This window comes from Rhodococcus sp. 1168, assembly GCF_002091955.1.
Taxonomy (GTDB): domain Bacteria; phylum Actinomycetota; class Actinomycetes; order Mycobacteriales; family Mycobacteriaceae; genus Rhodococcoides.
The window spans coordinates 1-21,009 of sequence record NZ_MKKY01000073.1 but is presented as its reverse complement, the minus strand read 5'-3'; the positions used below and the strand labels follow the sequence as shown (position 1 = coordinate 21,009).

At 60.9% G+C, this 21,009-nt stretch carries 19 protein-coding genes and 1 tRNA gene; 10 read left to right on the top strand and 10 right to left on the bottom strand.

Translation table 11 applies throughout. From position 1 onward, the window contains the following. Positions 1-50 precede the first annotated feature (50 nt). The 3 genes from orn (at position 51) to BJI47_RS16260 (ending at position 1,871) form a co-directional block, all read left to right on the top strand. Positions 51-653: an oligoribonuclease gene (orn, locus tag BJI47_RS16270; protein ID WP_088944829.1), complete on the top strand. Its 603-nt coding sequence runs from the start codon at positions 51-53 to the stop codon at positions 651-653. 86 nt (positions 654-739) lie between these two features. Next, positions 740-815, top strand: a tRNA-His gene (locus BJI47_RS16265). 312 nt (positions 816-1,127) lie between these two features. Continuing rightward, a complete protein-coding gene (locus BJI47_RS16260) occupies positions 1,128-1,871 on the top strand; it encodes a M23 family metallopeptidase (RefSeq protein ID WP_088944714.1) in 744 nt (247 codons plus the stop codon). A gap of 47 nt (positions 1,872-1,918) precedes the next feature. Here BJI47_RS16260 and BJI47_RS16255 read toward each other — a convergent pair whose 3' ends face one another. Further along, positions 1,919-3,073 carry an Ig-like domain-containing protein gene (locus BJI47_RS16255; RefSeq protein WP_254900653.1) on the bottom strand — a complete coding sequence of 385 codons (1,155 nt, stop codon included), beginning with the start codon at positions 3,071-3,073 and terminating at the stop codon, positions 1,919-1,921. On the opposite strand from BJI47_RS16255, the gene BJI47_RS24730 reads away from it, so the two are divergent. Then, on the top strand, positions 2,976-3,176 hold the full coding sequence (locus BJI47_RS24730) for a hypothetical protein (RefSeq protein ID WP_254900658.1): 201 nt from the start codon (positions 2,976-2,978) through the stop codon (positions 3,174-3,176). The genes BJI47_RS16255 and BJI47_RS24730 overlap by 98 nt on opposite strands. Positions 3,177-3,308: 132 nt before the next feature. Here BJI47_RS24730 and BJI47_RS16250 read toward each other — a convergent pair whose 3' ends face one another. The 6 genes from BJI47_RS16250 to BJI47_RS16225 all read right to left on the bottom strand — a co-directional run bounded on the left by BJI47_RS16250 (position 3,309) and on the right by BJI47_RS16225 (position 11,739). Further along, positions 3,309-4,754: an NAD(P)/FAD-dependent oxidoreductase gene (locus tag BJI47_RS16250; protein WP_088944713.1), complete on the bottom strand. Its 1,446-nt coding sequence runs from the start codon at positions 4,752-4,754 to the stop codon at positions 3,309-3,311. A 113-nt stretch (positions 4,755-4,867) separates the two neighbouring features. After that, positions 4,868-5,500, bottom strand: coding sequence for a TetR family transcriptional regulator (locus BJI47_RS16245; protein WP_254900637.1), 633 nt, complete (start codon positions 5,498-5,500; stop codon positions 4,868-4,870). 163 nt (positions 5,501-5,663) lie between these two features. Continuing rightward, positions 5,664-6,431: a molybdate ABC transporter substrate-binding protein gene (gene modA, locus BJI47_RS16240; protein WP_088944827.1), complete on the bottom strand. Its 768-nt coding sequence runs from the start codon at positions 6,429-6,431 to the stop codon at positions 5,664-5,666. A gap of 180 nt (positions 6,432-6,611) precedes the next feature. Then, a complete protein-coding gene (locus BJI47_RS16235; RefSeq protein ID WP_088944711.1) occupies positions 6,612-9,767 on the bottom strand; it encodes an HAD-IA family hydrolase in 3,156 nt (1,051 codons plus the stop codon). A 96-nt stretch (positions 9,768-9,863) separates the two neighbouring features. After that, positions 9,864-10,748, bottom strand: coding sequence for a universal stress protein (locus tag BJI47_RS16230; protein WP_088944710.1), 885 nt, complete (start codon positions 10,746-10,748; stop codon positions 9,864-9,866). 136 nt (positions 10,749-10,884) lie between these two features. Next, complete coding sequence (locus BJI47_RS16225; RefSeq protein WP_088944709.1) at positions 10,885-11,739, bottom strand: LuxR C-terminal-related transcriptional regulator; 855 nt, start codon at positions 11,737-11,739, stop codon at positions 10,885-10,887. A 125-nt stretch (positions 11,740-11,864) separates the two neighbouring features. Here BJI47_RS16225 and BJI47_RS16220 point away from each other — a divergent pair, with 125 nt between their 5' ends. Both BJI47_RS16220 and BJI47_RS16215 read left to right on the top strand, forming a co-directional pair. Beyond that, positions 11,865-13,490: an acyl--CoA ligase family protein gene (locus tag BJI47_RS16220; RefSeq protein WP_088944708.1), complete on the top strand. Its 1,626-nt coding sequence runs from the start codon at positions 11,865-11,867 to the stop codon at positions 13,488-13,490. 62 nt (positions 13,491-13,552) lie between these two features. Beyond that, positions 13,553-14,218, top strand: a complete 666-nt coding sequence (locus tag BJI47_RS16215; protein WP_088944707.1) for a phosphoribosyltransferase — start codon at positions 13,553-13,555, stop codon at positions 14,216-14,218. 29 nt (positions 14,219-14,247) lie between these two features. On the opposite strand, the gene BJI47_RS16210 is transcribed toward BJI47_RS16215, so the two are convergent. Together BJI47_RS16210 and BJI47_RS16205 are read right to left on the bottom strand one after the other, a co-directional pair. Next, positions 14,248-15,276, bottom strand: a complete 1,029-nt coding sequence (locus tag BJI47_RS16210; protein WP_088944826.1) for an LLM class flavin-dependent oxidoreductase — start codon at positions 15,274-15,276, stop codon at positions 14,248-14,250. A gap of 136 nt (positions 15,277-15,412) precedes the next feature. Next, complete coding sequence (locus BJI47_RS16205) at positions 15,413-15,973, bottom strand: dihydrofolate reductase family protein (RefSeq protein ID WP_088944706.1); 561 nt, start codon at positions 15,971-15,973, stop codon at positions 15,413-15,415. Between the two features lie 132 nt (positions 15,974-16,105). On the opposite strand from BJI47_RS16205, the gene BJI47_RS16200 reads away from it, so the two are divergent. Further along, positions 16,106-16,522 carry a VOC family protein gene (locus BJI47_RS16200; RefSeq protein WP_088944825.1) on the top strand — a complete coding sequence of 139 codons (417 nt, stop codon included), beginning with the start codon at positions 16,106-16,108 and terminating at the stop codon, positions 16,520-16,522. Between the two features lie 268 nt (positions 16,523-16,790). Here BJI47_RS16200 and BJI47_RS16195 read toward each other — a convergent pair whose 3' ends face one another. Then, positions 16,791-17,582, bottom strand: a complete 792-nt coding sequence (locus tag BJI47_RS16195; RefSeq protein ID WP_088944705.1) for a hypothetical protein — start codon at positions 17,580-17,582, stop codon at positions 16,791-16,793. Positions 17,583-17,969: 387 nt separating this feature from the next. Here BJI47_RS16195 and BJI47_RS16190 point away from each other — a divergent pair, with 387 nt between their 5' ends. From BJI47_RS16190 to BJI47_RS16175, 3 genes are all read left to right on the top strand, one after another. Continuing rightward, a complete protein-coding gene (locus BJI47_RS16190) occupies positions 17,970-19,382 on the top strand; it encodes an MBL fold metallo-hydrolase (protein WP_088944704.1) in 1,413 nt (470 codons plus the stop codon). Between the two features lie 235 nt (positions 19,383-19,617). Beyond that, positions 19,618-19,887 carry a metal-sensitive transcriptional regulator gene (locus BJI47_RS16180; protein ID WP_088944703.1) on the top strand — a complete coding sequence of 90 codons (270 nt, stop codon included), beginning with the start codon at positions 19,618-19,620 and terminating at the stop codon, positions 19,885-19,887. Between the two features lie 720 nt (positions 19,888-20,607). Continuing rightward, the gene (locus tag BJI47_RS16175) at positions 20,608-21,000 is read left to right on the top strand and encodes a hypothetical protein (RefSeq protein ID WP_176224912.1); all 393 of its coding nucleotides are present in this window, start codon (positions 20,608-20,610) and stop codon (positions 20,998-21,000) included. Positions 21,001-21,009 lie beyond the last annotated feature (9 nt).

Here is a 21,009-nt window from a genome sequence, read left to right as displayed (position 1 = left end):
TCACCACCGCAAACCTTAGCGGTGACGACGCCCGCACTAGGGTGTGTCTGGTGCAGGACAAACTTGTGTGGATCGATTGTGAAATGACCGGGCTGGACTTGTCGAAGGACAAGCTCATCGAGATTGCGGCGCTCGTCACCGACAGCGAGTTGAACGTACTGGGCGACGGTGTCGACATCGTCATTCATGCCGACGACGACGCGCTGGCCGGGATGCCTGACGTGGTGAAGAAGATGCATGCCAAGTCCGGACTGACCGAAGAGGTGCGTGCATCTTCGGTCACGCTGGAAGAGGCACAGCGTCAGGTGCTCGCGTACATCCGCGAGCACGTCCCCGTTGCCGGGACGGTTCCCTTGGCCGGAAATTCGATCGGCACCGATCGCGGCTTCATCGCACGCGATATGGGTGACCTCGATACCTACCTCCACTACCGAATGATCGATGTCAGTTCCATAAAGGAACTCACCCGTCGGTGGTACCCGCGCATCTACTTCGGTCAGCCGACGAAAGGTCTGGCCCACCGCGCGTTGGCAGACATCGAAGAGTCCATCAAGGAACTGAAGTACTACCGCCAGACCGTGTTCGTGGCGCCTCCTGGGCCCTCTACCAGCGATATTGCTGCAGTTGTAGAGGGACTCGACACGCAGTCCTGATACCGATTGGCAACCAACGATTCGAACCGCTAGTATTGTCATCGCTGCTGAAACAGAACCCGCGAGGGTTTGGTCCGGTAGCTATGGTGGGTGTAGTTCAGCTGGTAGAGCACCAGGTTGTGATCCTGGGTGTCGCGGGTTCGAGTCCCGTCACTCACCCCATAGAAGCAAGAAAGCCGGTCTCCACACGGAGACCGGCTTTTTTGTGGGTTCTGCACCCCTTTGCTCGTCGTACGTCACGAAGTCGCGGCGAAAGTGCATCGAACGAGTTGCGAATTACGTTGTTGTAATTCAACTTTCGAGTGTCGCATGGGGTTCATGTGACGTACGGTTGCAAATGGCACTTTTGGGGAAGAAAAGTACCAACGTGAAAGCTGTGACTTGCACTGTTGATTCGACGCGCCCCCGAAACGCGCCACCGGTCATTTCAAGCCCCTCAGGCGATACCAGCCGAGCAGACTAGGAGCAGTTGCAGTGGGTCGAAAAGTTCACAGAGCGATCGCGGGTTCGGTGTTGTCGGCGGCGTTGTGCATCGGTTCCGCGGGTCTGATCGATCCGGCCGTGGCCACGGCGCAGCCGACCATCGACTTGCCCGTACTCCCCATCCCCCAACCCGACGCTCAGCAGCGAGCAGCAATCCTCTCAGCCGTACTCGACGCCACCGGCGTGCTGATCAACGAGGTCGCTGCGGTGATTCTCGATTCCGACTTCGGGCCGGCACCCGATACGAGCACCCCGTCCGCTCCTGAAGTCGTTCTCGCTCCCCCATCGGTCGGCCTGGGTGGGGCGATGCTGCCGTTGCCCGCGCGCAGCTACGAACTCTCTTCGAACTACGGCAGCAGGAACAACCCGACCGGCAACGGTGGTCAGTTCCACCAGGGTGTGGACTTCGCTGCCCCCTCTGGCACCCCGATCTACGCCGTGAACGGCGGAACCGTCGAACAAGCAGGTGACGCGGGCGATGGTTACGGCAATCTCGTGCGGGTCAAGAGCGGAAACACGGTGACTTATTACGGGCATCAATCCGCGATGAACGTCGGCGTCGGCGACACCGTGGCGCCCGGCGATCAGATCGGTGAGGTCGGCAGCACCGGCAACTCGACTGGCCCTCATCTTCATTACGAGGTCAGAAACAACGGCTCGAGCATCGAACCGGTCGCCTACTTGAAGACGCTGGGAGTAGATCCAGTGAGATATCAGAATCTGGATGCACACTGAGTCCATCGGGTGCGGGGTGACGCCCGATTCAGGGCGCCCCTGATCACTCACATGGTGTTGGCGTTGCCGGCCTTCCAGTCGCTCCAGGGGATGTTCCAGTCGCCGAGGCCGTCGGTACCCGACAGTGTGCCACCGACGGTGTTCTGCACGACGACGATGTCGCCACGCTTGGTGTTGTCGTAGACCCACTTCGCGTTCGCGGGACTCAGGTTGAGGCAACCGTGACTGGTGTTGGAGCTCCCCTGTTGGCCCACTGACCAGGGCGCAGAGTGGAAGAAGATACCGCTGTAGGACATGCGGGTCGCCCAATCGACGGGCGTGCGGTAGCCGGAAGACGAATTCACCGGCACGCCGTAGGTCGACGAGTCCATCACCAGGTGATCGAATCGGTCGCCGATGATGTAGACGCCGTTGTCGGTGGGGGTACTGTCCTTCCCCATCGAGGTGGGCATCGTCATGACGTTCTGTCCGTTGACCGAGAAAGTGACCTGCTTGGTGTTGTCGTCCGCGGTCGCGACGACGGCGTCACCGATCGTGAACGACGTCGACGAGTTCTCCTGGCCGTAGATGCCGTCACCTAGGTCACGGCCATAGACGTTGACCGCGACATCGATGCGAGTGCCGGACGCCCAGTAGTTCTGCGGACGCCACCGAACCTCTTTGCTGTTGACCCAATAGAACGCGCCTTCGACGGGAGGCGTCGTCGTGACCTGGATGGCGTTCTGCGCTGCGAGCTTGTCGGCGATCGGCTCGTCGAACTGCACCGCGACGGGCTGACCGATACCGACGACCGCACCCTCGTTCGGCAATACGTAGGCCTTGGTGAAGTTGCCGGGCTGATTGGTTGTGAAGTTGTTGACCGTACGGGTAGCACCACCGATCCCGTACGCATCTGCGTGCACGCGGTAACGGCTGCTGTACTGGAGCTGCTCTGTGTTGGACCAGGTCAGGCCATCGGGAGAGAGGATGCCTTCGATCTGCACGCCGTCCGAATCCATCACAGTGACGTCCGCGAGCTTGCCGTCGGCGACAGAGACTGTCACCGGATCTGCGGGAGAGAATCCGACTGCCCCATCAGCCACGCTCGAGCTCACCTTGGGCTTCATGAGTTCGGCAATGGGGTTCGAGTCGATCGGAGCGGTTGCGGCCGTCGAACCCGTCGTCGTCGCCGTGCATCCCGCCAGGACGATAGTTGCAGTCAACATCGCGACCGCGGCGGTCCCGATCCCGCGAGAGAACCTCATCAAACGCTCCACTTCCACACACCGATTCGGGGCACGTACCCGGCCCGACAGTCACGATTGAATGTTGCCAGGTCACAGCTTGGCTATCCAATCGAAATGCCACACCTCGAGTAACGTTCGAATACCAATCGCGCGGTTTCGGCTTCGTGTTACTTCACCGATTGCGTTGACGAGCCCAGTGATGAGTCACCGGTCAGCGCATACGCATGTTGTCATCGACGAGTTTGCCGTAGCGCAGTGAGGGAAGGTCTCTGAAATAGTTCATCCGCAGGCGCCATGGTGCGACCGAACCCTGCTTGGGAAAGGTGTCGACCGAACGTAGAACGTATCCGGCAGCGAAATCCAGAAACGGTTCCTCCCCGACGGTTGCGTCCCGTTCTAGGCGGACCTCCCGGTGGCCCTTGCTGTCCATGTGTGCGAGAAGGCGCACGATGTAGTCGCACACCAGATCTGCCTTGAGCGTCCACGAGGCATTGGTGTAGCCGATGACGAAGGCGAAGTTGGGCACGTCGGTGAGCATCATGCCCTTGTAGGCCATCGACTCGGTGATGTCGATCTTCTTGCCGTCGACCCGCAGGGCGACGTTGCCGAGGGCGACGAGGTTCAGACCCGTCGCGGTGATGACGATGTCAGCGTCGAGATTTTCCCCGGACGTCAGCGCGATCCCCTTCTCGGTGAAGCGCTCGATGTGGTCGGTGACGACGTCTACCTTTCCCTCTCCGATGGCCGTGAACAGATCACTGTCGGGAACGAGGCAGAGCCGTTGATCCCAAGGATTGTATTTCGGTGTGAAGTGGGTGTCGAGATCGTAGCCGTCGGGCAACCAGCCCTCCTGAAGCTTGCGAATCCGCCCCTTCATGAAGTTCGGGTAGCGCTGACACAGCACGTACATCCCGATCGAGGCGACGGCGTTCTTCATTCGAGTGACCCCATAGGCCACCCGTGACGGCAAGTATTTGCGCAACGCCAGCGCAATCGGATCCTTCGACGGCAACGACATGATGTAGCTGGGTGAGCGCTGGAGCAGTGTCACGTGTTCGGCGTCACGGGCAAGGGTCGGCGCCAGCGTGATAGCCGTGGCACCGCTACCGATCACGACGATCTTCTTGCCGGCGTAGTCCAAATCCTCCGGCCACAACTGCGGATGCACGACGGTTCCGCCGAAGTCTTCGAGGCCCTCGAAATCCGGCGTGAATCCCTTTTCGTAGTCGTAGTATCCGCTGCAACACATCAAGAAGGAGGCAGTGAACACTGCAACCTCGCCTGATTCACCCACCTTTGCCTCGACCGTCCATGTCGAGGTCGCAGTGGACCATTCGGCCGACACCACTGTGTGATGAAACCGAATATGTCGGTCGATCCCGGCTTCACGCGCTGTGTCCTCGATGTACTCGCGGATGGATGCGCCGTCGGCGATGGATTTGTCGCCCACCCAGGGGCGAAAGTTGTAGCCGAGGGTGTACATGTCCGAGTCGGATCGAATCCCTGGATACCTGAACAGATCCCACGTTCCGCCGATTGCGCCACGGCTCTCGAGGATGGCATAGCTCTTGTGCGGCAGGGCCGACCGAAGATGATGCGCGGCACCGATTCCGGACAGGCCCGCGCCGATGATGAGGACGTCGACTGTCGTGGTCATCACGAAATGTTCGCGAGCATAGTCATGGCAAGAACTCCATCGTGTGGTTCGGGCCCCCCGGATCCGGGAACTTCGACGTGTCGCTTTTCATTCTGTCAGCGTCTTTCATTCTGTCAGCGTCGCGGCGATACCGGGGCCTGCCAGATGCCTACCGTGGCGTCGATCAGATCGGTTCCGCAGTCGGCCCAGTTCGGTGGACACTCGGGATGCTGTGCAAATTCGAGTTCATTTTCGGCGCAAATATGCATCATCATATTTCGGGCCATGTCGCTACGTGCTCGACGTACCTCTGCCGGTAGATCCGGTAGGCATCGATGGAGGCCGACGAGGGTCTTCCTCAACGAGGACGACACCCCTGCCTGTTCATACATCAGTGGCCGCAGCGTCGGATCGGTCATGATCTGTACTGCACATCGTGCATACCAGCTGGGTTGTCCCAACGTCGCCAAGTGATCGGTGTACGGCGCGATGAGGCACGAGACCCAATCTCGAAGCCTTGCCGAATCCCCGTTTCGAAGCACAAGCGTGCTCCGATTCTCCTCGATCACGACCGAATGACGTTCGACGATCGCGCGTACGAGGTCCGCCTTCGTACCGAAGTGGTACCCGACCGCCGCGTTGTTGCCTTGCCCCGCGGCCTCGCTCACCTGCCTGTTGGACACCGAGTGAAGTCCATGCTCGGCATACAGTCGTTCTGCCATCAGCAAGATCGACTCGCGCGTCCCCGCCGTGCGCGCTGAACGCACGCCGCTACTCGTCATCTCGGGGTCGACCCTTCGCTACCATCGCTTTTCGAACCGGACACACTCTCGAGTGAACTATCCCACCGCTCAACATTCAAGCACGTGTCTTAGCCGGAGTAGATCACCCGCGCGACTGTAGTCTCGATCGCTTGCGATCTCACTTTCGTCAGGGCGCGGTGAATCCGGCATCTGCCAAAATTTTCTGCCCCTCTTCGCTCATGACCAGCGCTTCGAACGCCTTCGCCGCCGCACTGTTACCCGAATCCGACAGCACCGCAATCGGGTACGTGTTGACTGCACCGGACGACTCTTCGAAGGCGACCGAGGTGACCTTCTCACCCGCGCCTGACGCATCGGTCACGTAGACCAGACCTGCGTCGGCTTGACCGGAGGTGACCTTGCCGAGGACGTCGGTGACGGACGACTCTTCGCTCACTGGGGTGATATCGACTCCGGTCGTCTTCTCCACCTTCGTGGTAGCGGCGCCGCATGGCACCTGGGGGGCACAGATGACGACCTTATTGTCCGTATCGGCGAGGTCGGCGAAGGAAGCGATGCCCTTCGGATTCCCGGGAGGGGTGACGATGATCAGCGTGTTCGTAGCGAAGTTCTCGGGCTCGCCGGAGATCAGATTCGCATCGAGCGCCTTGGTCATGTTTGCGATATCCGCGGAAGCGAAAACGTCTCCCGGTGCGCCCTGCGTCAATTGTGCGACCAGATCCGAAGAACCGGCAAAGTTGAACGCGACGTCAGTCCCGGGATGGGCTGCTTCGAACATGGTGCCGAGCTGAGTGAAGGTCGCCTTCAGCGACGCTGCTGCGAATACGGTGATGTTCCCGCTGACCTCACCTGGAGCAGCGGAACCGGACTCCGGCGCCGTGGAATCACTTCCGTCCACACCACTCGAACAGCCTGCAACCAGTAATGCAGACATGGCGAGGACTGACCCGAGCCGCCCGTAGATGTTTTTCACTATGCTCCCTCGATAGACCGATTCGGTGGCTCCTCACATCCGCATTAGCGGACCGAGACCAACCATAGATCAGTATCCGCGGATAGAAGATTGGGGTTGTCCCGCGGGCATAGAATCGTCACGCGTCGCGTCATAGCTTTTTCATGAGGCGAGGTAGGCAGCAGAAACCGATTCACCGCCGTTCATCACAAACTCCTGTCCGTCGATATCGATCCGGATCGCCGGGGCACTGCACGGGCTCGTCGTAACAGTGGTCGCTGCACCGTTGCATCTGATACGAACCCAGTGGTCGCGATATCGGAGATCGAATTCGAGTGATCGAAGCTCGGTCGGCAACTGCGGATGAAGTCTCAATGTGTCGCCTCGCACTTCGATTCCGGTATAGCAGCGCTGCAAGATGTCCACACTTCCCGCCATTGCGCCCAGGTGGATTCCCTCCCGCGTGGTTCCCTGTTGACTGTCGGCAAGATCGGCCGCGCACGATTCACGCAGCATGTCCCACGAGTCTCGACGGTTACCTCGCGCGAGCACCCAGGAGTGCGCGACTCTGCTCAGAGTCGAGCCGTGCGTCGTTCGAGCGAGGTAATAATCGACGGTTGCCGGAATCGTGCTCGGCTCGAAGTCGTACCCCATTCCCGCAAGCAATTCGGTGAGTTCCTCCGCGGTGAACAGATACAGCAGCATCAGGACATCGGCCTGTTTGGACACCTTGTAGTGTGCGCAGGAGTCATTTTCGGCTTCGAGAATCAGATCGAGTCGGCCGATATTTCCATACCTCTTGCGGTAGTCATCGAGGTCGAGTTCGCGCAGTTCGCCGTACCCATGAAATTGTGCGAGTAATCCGTTGTCGAGAAACTCCACTCGCAGCTTGCATGCCAGGTTGTGCCATGCGCCCAATTCCGACGAGCTGACATCGAGCCCAGCCCACAGGCCCACACCGTCGTCACGGCCGACGATCGTATAAGCGTCCAACGCGCGCCGGATGCTCCACGACGCCATCACGTTGACGTAGGTCGAGTTGTCGATTCCCGCACCGGGATGACCGGGGTATCCGTCGTGGAATTCGTCAGGTCCCATGACGCCACGAATATCGAACCGATCGTCGACGGCATCCCACACCGCGAGACTGACCCAAAATCGTGCATTCTCAACGAGCATCTCGGCCCCGTACGAGGCTAGAAAGCCGAAGTCTGCTGTCACTTCCCAGTAGTGCCACACGTTGTAGGCAACCGACAACCCGACATGGAATTGCCGACTGGAGTGATCGGGCATCCACCGTCCTGATCGTGGATTGAACAGCACCTGCGGTGTTTCCTCGCGGCCGTCACTGCCGCTCTGCCACGGGAACAAGGCGCCGCTACAACCGATTTCTCGTGCCCGCCGTTTCGCCGCGGACAGGCGTCGATAGCGATAGATCAACAGAGATCTCGACAACTCTGGAATGCGCAGATTCAGTAACGGAAGCACGAACAATTCGTCCCAGAAGATGTGCCCGCGATAGGCCTCCCCATGAAGGCCACGCGCGGGTATTCCGACGTCGAGATCCACGGTGTGCGGAGACAAGCACTGGACGACATGAAAGAGCTGAAGCCGAACCGCTCGGACGATCTCGTTGTCGGAGCATTCGACAACGAGATCGTATCGATGCCACAACCGTTTCCATTGCCGTCGGTGCTCGTCGAGGAGCACGGGAAAAGATCTTGCCTCGGTGAGGCGAGAGAGTGCAGCACTCAACGGATCGGCGATAGCCCGATCACGAGAGCAATACAATGCGACGATCGTCGATACTTGCACGCCGACGTCCTGCGTGACGTCGGCCGAGGTTTCATGGGAGATACTCGTCGGGGTGCTGGTGGTGTTCCGTACTGGGGTGACCGAATCCATCCGAGCAGCGAGTGTGAGTGCGATCCGTGATTGCCGAGTATGCATCCGGATCCACACCTGATCCTTTGCCGCAGAACCTGTTTCACATTCGGTCAGATGAGAGTTGTTCAAGGCACGAAATTCGGCCACGTTGCCATTGGTGACATCGCCGTCCAGAGTCGCGCGCACAACGATCGTTCCCGTGTAATTCTCGGGCTCGAGTCTGGTTTCGAGCGCTGCCACGTGCGCCGATGCCATGGATACGAACCGTATCTGCCGAAGCCACGTGCGCCGCCCCTGCGAATCTTCGAGAAGGCTTTCGCGTCGAAGAACGGCTTCTCCCATGTCCAGGGCGAGGTGATGGTGTCGCAGAAGTTGATTGTCGGTAGTGAGCCATTCACCGCCGTCGATATTGAACGTGGTGCCCAGCCAATTCGGCCAGTTTGCGATGGACTCGTCCTCGTAGTCGATACCGCTGAGGGTCGAAGTGAGCCTGTTGTAGCACCCGGCGAGATACGTCCCCGGGTAGTGAATGCCGTCGGCTCTCGCCTCGGGCAGGGCACCCCTGGTAGCGAAATACCCATTTCCAAGGGTGCAGAGACTCTCGCGAATTCCCTCATCCGCGGCTATCGCGCCGCGGTAATGCAGCACCCACGTCGATTCCGCGTCGGTCGAGCACAACTCACAAGCACCGTTGTATTCAGCAGGGCTGTCCGGACCGATGTCGATATCGAGTTCAGTGAGATCGCCGACGACCACATCGGCATCCAACTCGACTGCCGCAGATGCTCGTTGAAGCCCGATGACCAATCCGAACTTTCCGGCCCGCGCACCTTGGATACCAGCCACCGCATCCTCCACGACGGCAGAAAAATTGGGTGCAATTCCGAGCCTGCGGGCGGCCTCGAGGAACATATCCGGGGCCGGCTTACCCGCCAAGTCTCGACGCAGTGCATCGGTGCCGTCGACGCGCGCATCGAACAGTCCCCCGACGCCGGCAAGGGCCATCACCTCGCCCGCGTTTCTGCTGGCTGACACCACTGCTGTCGGAATCCCCGCGAGCCGCAGTTGGCGAAGCACATCCAACGTTCCCGGAATCGTGCGAACACCTTCAGAAGTCAGCGTGCGGAGATAGTCCTCATTCTTGCGATCGGCCCATTGCCGCACGCTCCCCAATGCCGTGTCGCCGTGCGCAGTCTCGGGAAGAGCCAGTCCACGTGCACGCGCGAATCCGCGCACCGCATCGAGTCGCTCCCGTCCATCGATGTAGATCGAGTAATCCTCGTGCGTGAACGGCCGATCCCCTTGTCCGGCAGCTTCGAGTAACGCATCGAACGCGGTTTTCCATGCCCGCTCGTGAATCACAGCCGTGTCGGTGACGACGCCGTCCAGATCGAACAGGACAGCATCGATCCGGCGTCCCTGGATTCTCACGGCGACTCGATACCCGAATCGACGACCGCCGCTCGGAACCCTATGGGGTGCCTACTTTTTCCGCGCGAGTTACCGACGGAGATGCACCACGAGGTCTCACTTACGCACTCGGCAGATCATGACCGGGCAGCGCGCGTGGTGTGCGAGATTGCTACTGGTAGATCCCAGTAGGGCGCTTCTCACCGGACCTCGGCCTCTGCTTCCCACCACGACGAGTTGGGCGTGCTCGGACAGGTCGACGAGAGTGTGCGCGGGGTTGCTCTGTCGGAGAACACGTTCGACTACTACGTCTGGGTACTTCTCCACCCACCCCGCCAGGCTTTCGGCGAGGAGGACCGACTCCTCCTTCTCGATGGCAGCCCAGTCGATGAGGAGCGGCAATGTGACGCCACCCGCCTGCGATGCGGCACTCCACACATGCGCAGCGATGAGTGGCACCTCCAGCCGCGAGGCTATTTCGAAGGCCATCGCTATCGCAGCGGCGCTCGTGGCGCTGCCGTCGATGCCGACCACGATCGGGGAATTCGGGTCACCGGTGCCTTCGCGCCACACGACGACAGGGCACGCTGCGGTGTCGGCCACCACTTTGGCAGTGCTACCGAGCAAAGTCGACAGCACAAGGCCCGTCCCGGAGCTACCAACCACCATCAGCCGCGCCGAAGCCGACAGATCGACGAGCATTTCGGCGGGCGATACAGCGTCGACATGTGTGGCCACGCTGAGGTACGGATGTCGTTCGAGGATGGCTTTCGCTGCCTCGTCGACAATCTCCTCGGCGGTTCGACGTTGCTGCTCCCACACTTCCTCGGGTATCACCATGACGGACTCGGCCATGTAGAACGTCGGTTCCTGAACCGCGCACGCGATGTGCAGCGGAGAATCCAAACGGTCCGCCATGGCTGCAGCCCACAGGGCCGCAGCTGTGCTGGTGGGTGAACCATCTACTCCGACAACGATTTCCTGATGATTCGCCAAGACCATGTCAGCCTCCCGACAGATAAAAGGGTGCGGCGACCTACCGCCGATGATCACCACGATTGCACGGCTGAGTTACGCAGACGAGAGCACAAAGTCCTCTGATGTAGATGTTGGACGCGCCAACGCGATTCAATGCGCTCTAGCCGAGCAGACCGTGCCGACGCGCCTCGACCACGGCCTCTTGCCTGGTGGCTACGTCCAACTTGCCCATCAGGTTTCGCATGTACGTTTTGACGGTATCGACGCTCAACGACAGTCGCGCCGCAATCTCGGCGTTGCGGCAACCGAGCGATGCATATTCGAGAACTTCGATTTCCCGTTTCGACAAGGTCACCGAAGAGGTTCGTCGATCCGTCGGCAAGATTCGACGCAGAGTGCCCTCGACGGCCATCACCTCAGCCTCGAGGTCGGTGTCTTCGATGCGGTCGGCGATGGATCTCAGCGCTAGATAGCTTTCAATGATGGCATCCATCTTGCGGTCGTCACGCGCTATCGGGGCTTGCACCCTTCCCGAGGCCGCAAACATGGCAAGTCTGCGGTCGACCTCGTCACGAATATCGATTTCCCGTGCGAGCTCATGCGCACGCTCGACGACGACGTCCGTCAGACGGTCGCTGAGGGGTTGATTCACCCGCAACCCGCCGTACAACGCTCCGCGTGTCCGTCCGCGCACGACCACGGGTACCGCCAGCAGGGTCTCGATCCCCTCCGCTCCGACCTGATGGTCGTATTCGTGAGTGATCGAGAGTGAGTTGGCATAGCCCTGCACGCCGATCGGCCGTTGCTCGGCCATTGCGCGGCCGCCGACGCCGCATCGAACGTCGATCACGAGGTTGCGCAGGATGGTGCTACGCGTGCCGACGAACCCGGACAAGGTGAGATTCCCGTGTTCGACGGTGCCGCCGAAGAGCACCGGAAACGGGGTCGCCGCCTTGAGCGTCCGCAATTCCGCTTGCAACGCATCCCGGTCGCTCGGCCTCAGATGTCGACTCACGATCCCTCTCATACCCGCCCGATACCCACTCTTGGGGGTAGCGGCGTTCTCCCTGCTGTGGATAGCGTCAACGGTAACGTGTAGTGCGCGTCACAAGACTATCGCTTTTCGAAAGGTCTCACCCGATGCTCGATTCGACACTGTCGTCCGCCGAACTGTCTTCCGCCAACAACACACCGCTCAGCCCGTTGCGTTTTCTGGCGCGTTCGGCGAGCGTATTCCCGAATCGGGTGGCTGTGATTCACGGCGACCGCCGCTATACCTACAAGCAATTCGGTGACGAGGTCGACCGTCTCGCCCGCGTCCTGTCGAGCCGTATCGAACCCGGCGACCGCATCGCATACCTCAGTCCCAACACCCCGGAAATGCTGTTTGCGCACTTCGCGGTTCCCCTGGCAGGGGGCGTCCTCGTCGCTCTCAACTCGCGCCTGACGGGCAGTGAACTCGACTACATCCTCGACCACTCCGGCACCAAGATCTTGTTCGTCGATTCGGAGCTGGTCGGATCCGCCTCCGGTGCCCGCGCGGCAGTGCCGTCGCTGCAGGAAATAATCGAAATCCCCGACTCCACTATCGCTCCCCCCACCGTTCCGGAAGGCGTTGTCACCGGGCAGTATTCAGACCTTCTTGCCGAGTCGGGCAACCTGGTCGATGCACCGCCGTTGGTGTGGGGCGTAGAGGACGAACAGCAAGTCATAGCAATCAATTACACCTCCGGAACCACGGGCAAGCCCAAGGGTGTGATGTACACCCATCGTGGCGCCTACCTCAATTCGCTCGGCGAAACGTTCCACAACGGTTTCACCGGCTCGACCAAGTATCTGTGGACCCTCCCGATGTTTCATTGCAACGGCTGGTGCACACCCTGGGCCGTCACTCAGGCCGCCGCGACCCACGTTTGTCTACGCGCGGTTCGCGCCGATGCAGTATGGGATGCAATCGACAATATCGGCGTCACACACCTGTGCGGCGCGCCGGTTGTCTGTTCGACCATCGCCGAAGCACCCCAGGCACATCACGTGGACGCCCTGCACATCACCACCGCCGGAGCGCCACCAGCACCGAGCATCATCGCCAAGCTGGAAGGACTCGGAATCACCGTCGTCCACGTGTACGGGCTGACCGAGGTATACGGGCCGTACACGATCTGCGAAGTTCAGGACGACTGGAGCGAGCTGAAATCCGACGAGCGCGCCGAGCTGATGTCCAGACAGGGCGTCGGGATGATTCAAGCCGAGGACGCACGCGTCGTCGACCCAGAAATGAACGACGTCGCGGCCGACGGACAGACGATGGGTGAAATCGTCCTTCGCGGCAACAACGTAATGCTCGGCTATTACCGGGATCCGAAGGCCACAGCGGAAGCCTTCGCCGGTGGCTGGTTCCACAGCGGCGACCTCGGGGTAATGCACCCGGACGGCTACATCCAGGTCAAAGATCGCGCCAAGGACATCGTCATTTCGGGCGGCGAGAACATTTCGACCGTGGAAATCGAGCAAGCCCTCATGTCCCACCCGGCGGTTCTGGAAGCCGCGGTCATCGGCGTCCCGCACCCGAAGTGGGGAGAGCGCCCCAAAGCATTCGTGATCAAGAAGAAGGACGCCGAAGTCAGCGCCGAAGAATTGATCGAGTACACCCACGGCCGTCTCGCGAAATTCAAGGTGCCCGACGAGATCGTGTTTCCACTGGATCTCCCCCGTACGCCGACGGGCAAGATACTGAAATTCGAACTGAGGAATTCGACGGCCTGAGGGCCGGAAAGAACCGCCGGATCGAGGAGTTTGTGCCTCGATACCGCGGGTAGCCGTCGTGCATGGGGACGAGACCGTTCCGCGACCGAGCCGACGCCGGGCAGGCGTTGTCGGTCCTCCTCGACCCCGAAGAGTTCTCCGACGACGTGCTGGTGCTCGCCTTGCCGCGTGGCGGAGTGCCGGTCGCCGCCGCAGTCGCTACGGCATTGCACGCGCAGTTGGACGTTCTCGTCGTGCGCAAGCTCGGCGTACCCAGGCACCCAGAGCTGGCGATGGGAGCCATCGCCGGTGGTGGAGCGACGGTGATCAACGAAGACGTGATCCGCGCCGAGAAGGTGAATTCGCTCGAGCTGCAACAGGTGATCGCCGACGAAACCCGCGAGCTGAAGCGTCGCGAACAGCTATACCGCGGAAACGCACCGCCCGCTCGGATCGACGGGAGGTCGGTGATCGTCGTCGACGATGGTGTCGCTACCGGAGCAACTCTGCGAGTGGCGCTCGAGGTTGTGCATCGCTACGGCCCCACCCGCGTCATTGCGGCCGTGCCGGTGGCTTCGACGTCGAGCCGCGCTGCACTCCGAGACCTGGTCGACGAATTCGTGTGCGTCTCCACACCTCGCCGGTTCTTCGGGGTGGGAGCGTCGTATGCACGATTCGAGCAGACCACCGACGAAGAAGTGCGCTCGACACTCGCCGACGCGGCCGCACGACATCAGCATGATCAGTGATGTGCCGCCGGTAGCTATCAGCGCAGACGTCAGGCCTTCGCCACCAGTGGGGCGACCTCGGTGCCGAGCAATTCGATGCCGCGGAGTAGGTCGCCGTGAGCGAGCCTCGGATTCGTCATCTGCAGCGACAACCGGTCGACACCGCCCAACTGCTCGCCGACCCGCAAAATCTTTTCGGCCACCGTCTGCGGGTCTCCCATGAAGAAGGCACCGTCGGGCCCGGATGTGGCGTCGAACTGCTGGCGGGTCGGTCGGGAGAAACCGCGCTCCCGGGAGATTTTGGTGAACATTTCGTTCCAACCGGGGTAGATAGTGTCCGCTGCCACCTTCGTGGACTCGGCGACGAAGCCGAATACGTGCAGCCCCACCTGCAGCTTCTCCGGGGCATGGCCGGCCTGGGCACCTGCGCGCCGGTACAGGTCTACGAGCGGGGCAAATTGGCGCGGCTCACCTCCGATGATCGCAACCATCAGTGGCAGTCCCAGCATGCCAGCGCGGGCGAACGACTCCGGGGTTCCACCGACGCCGACCCAGATCGGCAAAGGATCCTGCACCGGCCGCGGATAGATGCTCTGTTGGACCAGAGGTGGGCGATGCCGACCGGACCAGGTGACCTCGACGTTGTCGCGGATCTGCAGCAACAGTTCCAGCTTCTCGGTGAAGAGAGAGTCGTAGTCGGCGAAGTCGAGGCCGAACAGCGGAAACGACTCGGTGAAGGACCCGCGGCCTACGACCAGGTCGATCCGGCCCTTCGTGATCAGATCCAGGGTGGCGAACTCTTGGAATACGCGCACCGGATCATCTGCGCTGAGCACCTTGACCGCACTGCCGAGGCGAATCCGTTCCGTCCGAGTGGCCGCGGCGGCCAAAATGATCGACGGCGCCGAATCGTAATATTCGCTACGGTGATGCTCACCGATGCCGAACGAATACAGCCCGACCTGGTCTGCAAGAGCGATTTCCTCCAGCAGGTGCCCCATCCGCTCGGCCGGCCCGACCACGCGGCCGTCCGTCGGGTCTGTCACGGAGGAGACGAAGCTGTCTACGCCAACATGCATGATGCGACCTCTCGATTCAGGGCGGACGGATCCACCCAGCATTGAAGTCGATTCAACCACTCCGGATGAACGAGTTCCGGGTCGCAGGCCAGATCGGTTGTCGCACGGTTCACCCCGATGTCGGCGGAGTCTTCGACTACTTCGCCTCGTAGCGCAGCAAGACCGCGCCTCCGGGGAAGGTGCGGTTCTCCACCAGTCTCATCGAGATCCACGACGGCAGGGTCGGAAAGAACGGTATGCCGCCGCCTACTGCGATCGGCGCAACCACTATCCGGAACTCGTCCACCAGTCCCGCCTGCACAATAGGTGCGGCCAACGTCGCCCCGGCCACCGCCAGCCTGCCGTCGGTTTCGGCTTTCAGCTTCCTCACCACCTCGACCGGGTCGCCGCGTTCGAGGCGAGAGTTCCAGTCGACGGACTCCAGGGTGCGAGAGAACACGACCTTGGGCATGTTGCACCAGATGTGCGCGAAGTCGACGATCGTCGGGTTCGTGTCCGGGGACTTGTCGGCGGTCGGCCAGTACGCGGACATCAGTTCGTAGAGCCGCCGCCCATAGAACGACAAGGCAGTCTCCCGCTCGAGGTCGTTCCAATACTGATGCAGTTCTTCGCTCGGTTCGGACCAGCCGATGCTGCCTTGGGCGTCGGCGATATACCCGTCCACCGATACGTTGAAGCCATAGCTGAGTTTTCCCATGCAGCTGAAGACTGCACCGGCGGGCGAAACTCATCGGGATCCGCACACCGCCAGTTCTCGACCGACTCTTCATCACAGCGACGAAAATCGTTTGCCCCTGTGCTCGGCAACGACCCGTGGAATAGTACGCAAATGTCTTCGTCCTGGCCCGCTCATCTTGATGTCGGCGCAGTTCGATTTGCGCGTCCCACCGCCAACTACGAAGAGGTACTTGCTTTCTACCGCGACATTGTCGGACTACGGGTGCTGGCGCAGTGGCGAAATCACAGCGGATACGACGGAGTCGTATTCGGTTTGCCGGGCGCCCCCGTTCACATGGAGCTATTGCAGTTCGGCGAATCGCCACGCATTCCTGAGCGGGACCCCGAAAATCAGCTGGTCCTCTACCTCAAAGGGCCTGAAGCCTTGGCGGCCGCATGCAAGCGTTTCGCCGATGACGGTCAGACCCCGGTTGAGGCGGCCAATCCATACTGGACGGACCACGGTGCCGTGTTGTTCGAGGACCCCGACGGGTGGCTGGTGGTGTTGGCGCCCTGGACATTCGAGTAGGGCACACCTGCGTACCGAGGACTACCTCATCGAGTGCGTGCGCAAGTACCTCACGCCCGGCGCTGTGGTGATCGGACACGCAATCCACCCTGCCGTCACGCATGTCCACCCGAAATTACTCGACAACATTCGAACTAGAGAACTGACATTGGTGACCCTGAACGACGTGTACTCCCCCATCCGATAACCCGGACCAACGCCGATTGCTTCGAGCTTCGTCAGGAGGCCCCCGGACAGACAAAATTGCCTCTAGCTGCGGTGAGATCAGTTAAAATCCTCCACCGAAATCAGACCCGCCACCGCCACCGAAATCGCCACCGCCTTGGTCGTACCCACCCTGGTCGTACCCACCCTGGTCGTACCCGCCCTGGTCGCCCTCGAAGTTTCCAGCTGTGTCGTACCCACTGTCGGTGCCGTCGCCGTAGCCGCCTTCGAAGGCTTGGGTGTCGTAGCCGACGCCGGACATCCCCGAGAACATCGAGGAGAACAACAACGCCGACCCCAGTCCCCAAGCGCCGCCGACAAGCGCGGGTTTCCACCAGGGCTCGGAGTACCAACCCGCTGGCACAGGCCTACCGGCGACCCGTCCGCCAGGGTAGTAATTCGGGGTCTGATCCGATGGGTTCGGTGATGCGGCGACTTTCCTTCCTTCGAAGTCGACTTTCCGATCTTCGGTCACCTCACCGGCCGATTTCTGACCGTCGATTCCCACAATTTCTGGGCCAGGGTCCATGCCCATAGCCAGCCGAGCCGCGCGGATGTAGTACAGCCCCTCGAGGGCGGTCTGCTTCGCGAGCCGCGCCTGCGCAACAGTCTTCGACTGCTCGATTTGCGATCCCGCGGCAATATTTCGTTCCGATGCGTCGGCGAGCGCTTGTTTGGAGGCGAGGTCGGTGCCCGACAAGTTGTAGATCTGACCTCCGAGACGCTCGATCGATTGACGTGCGTCTGCTTGGGCATCCTCCAATTCGTGGGCTTTGGCCGCAGTGGATCGTCGCTGGCCGGCTACAACCAGAACGATGAGCGCAGCTAACACGATGACAATGAGGAGGTACGCCACGGGAGACCTTTCGAAGCACGAGACGGAGGCCATGCCCTCCACAGGATACGCCGGAAACTGCACGAGGCCTGGTCCTAGAGGGGGTCATCTGCCTCGACAATCCGGACTGACGCCCGCACCTGAACTGGGCACGTTCGCGTTGTTGTGACCTGATTCTCCCGACCCAAGCCGGGCGGATGCGGTCATGGGACCACCTTGTTTCCTGAACCGACGGATATGCAGTGGTCTTCCAATTGCCCAGTCCTGCTTGATGTCCGAACGCTCGTGACGAGGCCACAAATCGAGGTGTGTCCACTCTGCTTGCATACCCCATGGGGTACTTGACATACCCCATGGGGTATCTATACAGTCTCCATATACCCCGAATATCGCAAGGAAGGTTGTCCGATGATTCTCGAGCAGTACTACATCGAGTGCTTATCTCATGCGTCATACCTGATCGGCGATGAGACCACCGGCAGAGCCATCGTGGTAGATCCGCGTCGCGACATCACCGAGTATCTCGATGACGCAGCCAAATACGGACTGACAATCGAGGGGGTAATCAACACCCACCTTCATGCAGACTTCGTTTCCGGTCACCTCGAGCTTGTCGACGCCGTGGGAGCGTGGGTCGGGTTCGGCGAATCCGCTGATACCGAGTATCCGATCCGCAGGTTGCGGCACGGCGAACATGTGTCGCTCGGGACAGTCGACATCGAGATTCTCTCCACCCCCGGCCACACGTGGGAGTCGATCAGCCTGCTGGTCCGAGAGAATCCGCTTGCTGCGCCGTCTGCCGTGCTCACCGGAGATTCGATGTTCATCGGCGATGTCGGCCGCCCCGACCTGGCCAACCTCGCAGATGGCACCAACACCGATCTTGCACGGGCGATGTACCGCACCGTCCACGAGACTCTCCTGATGTTGCCCGACTCGGTGACCGTCATGCCCGCTCACGGCGCCGGATCGTCCTGCGGCAAAAACCTCTCGTCCGAGCTGACCTCCACGATCGGTGAGCAACGACGCACCAATCCGTCGGTGCAGCCCATGACCGAGGACGCCTTCGTCGCACTCGTCACGGACGGTCAGCCTGCGGTGCCGGCGTACTTCTCGACCGATGTCGCCTTGAACAAGTCGAATCGGGCGCTGCTCGATCAAGGTCGGCACATCCCCGCGCTGTCGCCGACTGAACTGCGCACTGGATTGGCTGAGGGGATTCGAGTCCTCGACGCTCGCACGCCCGACGATTTCGCTGCCGGACATGTGCGTGGCTCGATCAATGTCGGATTCGACGGCAGGTTTGCCGAGACCGGCGGCATGGTGGCAGACATCGGCGGCCGAATCGCTCTCATCACCTATCCGGGTCAGCAACAAGATGCAGCAATGCGGCTCGCGCGAATCGGATCCGACAATGTCATCGGGTATCTCACCGTCGACACAGACGGCACCTTCCCCGACACACTCACCGACCTGGTGCGTACTGCACCGCGCACCGAAGTGGTCGCGCTGGACTCGCTCCTGAGTGCGGACGCGATCACACTGATCGATATTCGTAATCCCGGTGAGCGCGAAGACGGCGTCATCGCAGGCGCTCAGCCGATTCCGCTCGCTCAACTCCGCTCCCATCTCGACGATCTGCCACAAGACAAGCCCATCGTCGTTTATTGCGCCGGCGGCTGGCGCTCGTCCGTCGCCGCATCGCTACTGCGTGCCGACGGTATCGAGAACGTCAGCGACCTGGTCGGTGGCTACACCGCCTGGATCGAATCATCTTCCACATTGGTTGATTCGCAAGAACTTTCATCCGTCACCGAGTGACGCAGACCAGACAAGGAATCCCCACCATGTGCTACCCCGAGAAGTGTTCTTCCTGCTCCAAGACCACCTGGGCCGGATGCGGTCAACACTCCGACGACGTAATGAATAGCGTTCCCACAGCGCAGCGCTGCACCTGCGCTGCTGCCGATACAGCAGGGACCGGCTTCTTCCGCTCTCTGCTTCGGCGATGACCCGCCCAACACACAGCACTGATTCATCTTCGAAGGGAACTCTCATGACCGGCGACGAGGACAGCATCGCGTTGGTACTCAACCGACTCCGGCGAGCACACGGTCAGCTCGCGGGAGTGATCTCGATGATCGAACAGGATCGTGATTGCAAGGATGTCGTCACGCAACTCGCTGCCGTGTCCCGTGCACTCGACAAGGCCGGCTTCAAGATCGTCGCCACCAGCCTTCGCGAATGCATCACCGGCGACGGCTCCAGCTCCACGGAACCGATGACCGAAGCCGAACTCGAAAAGCTCTTCCTTACCCTCGCCTGAATGGTGCGTAGCCGTGGCGCCACGGGCGGTGTCGAGCGGAACCGCACACAACCAACCCTCGTGGAATGACCTGGCGGCTCATCACAGTCGCGAGCAGGGGAATTTTCCCCACTACGGTCGCTGGTCGCTCATCGCTGGCGTCGAAGGGCCACTAGTACCCGACTCACCGAGCAAAAAATATGCCCCCGAACAGCATTTCTACTGCTCGAGGGCATATTTTGTGCGCCATCAGGGATTCGAACCCCGGACCCGCTGTAAAAGAGGTAACAATTCCAGTGGATGCATCCGCGTCCACCGCAGGCCGGTTGAACAGGTTGTTCGGCGATTCGAGAGACCACTCACGTGCGGGTGCATCCACCCGAATACGCCTCAAAGTGATGAGTAAAAGATGACCACTGGTGACCTGCTACCGGTCCACCTGCGTCCCGCATAGTCCCCCGTCGTCCAAACGGACCGCCATGGACATTCGACTCCACCACGATTCAAAGTGATGAGTTCGAGCGACCCTGAAACATCGACCTCAAGGAGCTGCACCCAGGCCCGCTCGGACCAAAAACCTGGCAATTTTGCGATGCGGCACGCTAGCGAAAGCAAAAGACCCGGGTCAGCTGCCAGAGCTGAATACCGGGTCTTTCGAACTTCTTCAACCGGGTCACGTCCTCTGACGTAGCACCGGCCTGTGCCCAACGATCATAGCTCCATCTGGTAGGACTGCCAACCGTGACAACACAAGCACCCGGCCCCTGGGTCGAACAGTGGCTGAGTCCCGAACGGTTTAGTACCTACCTGCGACTCGCCGGCGGCAGCCGGATCCGGGCGCTCACACTGCACGAGTGGAACACCTGCGTGAACGCAGCACTTCTCCACGACTTTGCCCACCTCGAGGTGGGCCTACGCAACATGTATAACCGCGCACTGCTCGGCGCTCATATCCAGGGTGACAACCACTGGACCGACACACGCTCCACCGCTCTCCTGTTTCCGCACGCCACCCGAACCCACGCAGATATGGAGAAAGCCCGCAGAGCCGCTGGTGGCCCCAGCGTGTCGCTTGCCAGGGTGATGGGACCACCTGATTGCCAGAGGGTAGGGACCACCGTGGCGCGTTATTGAGGATGCTCG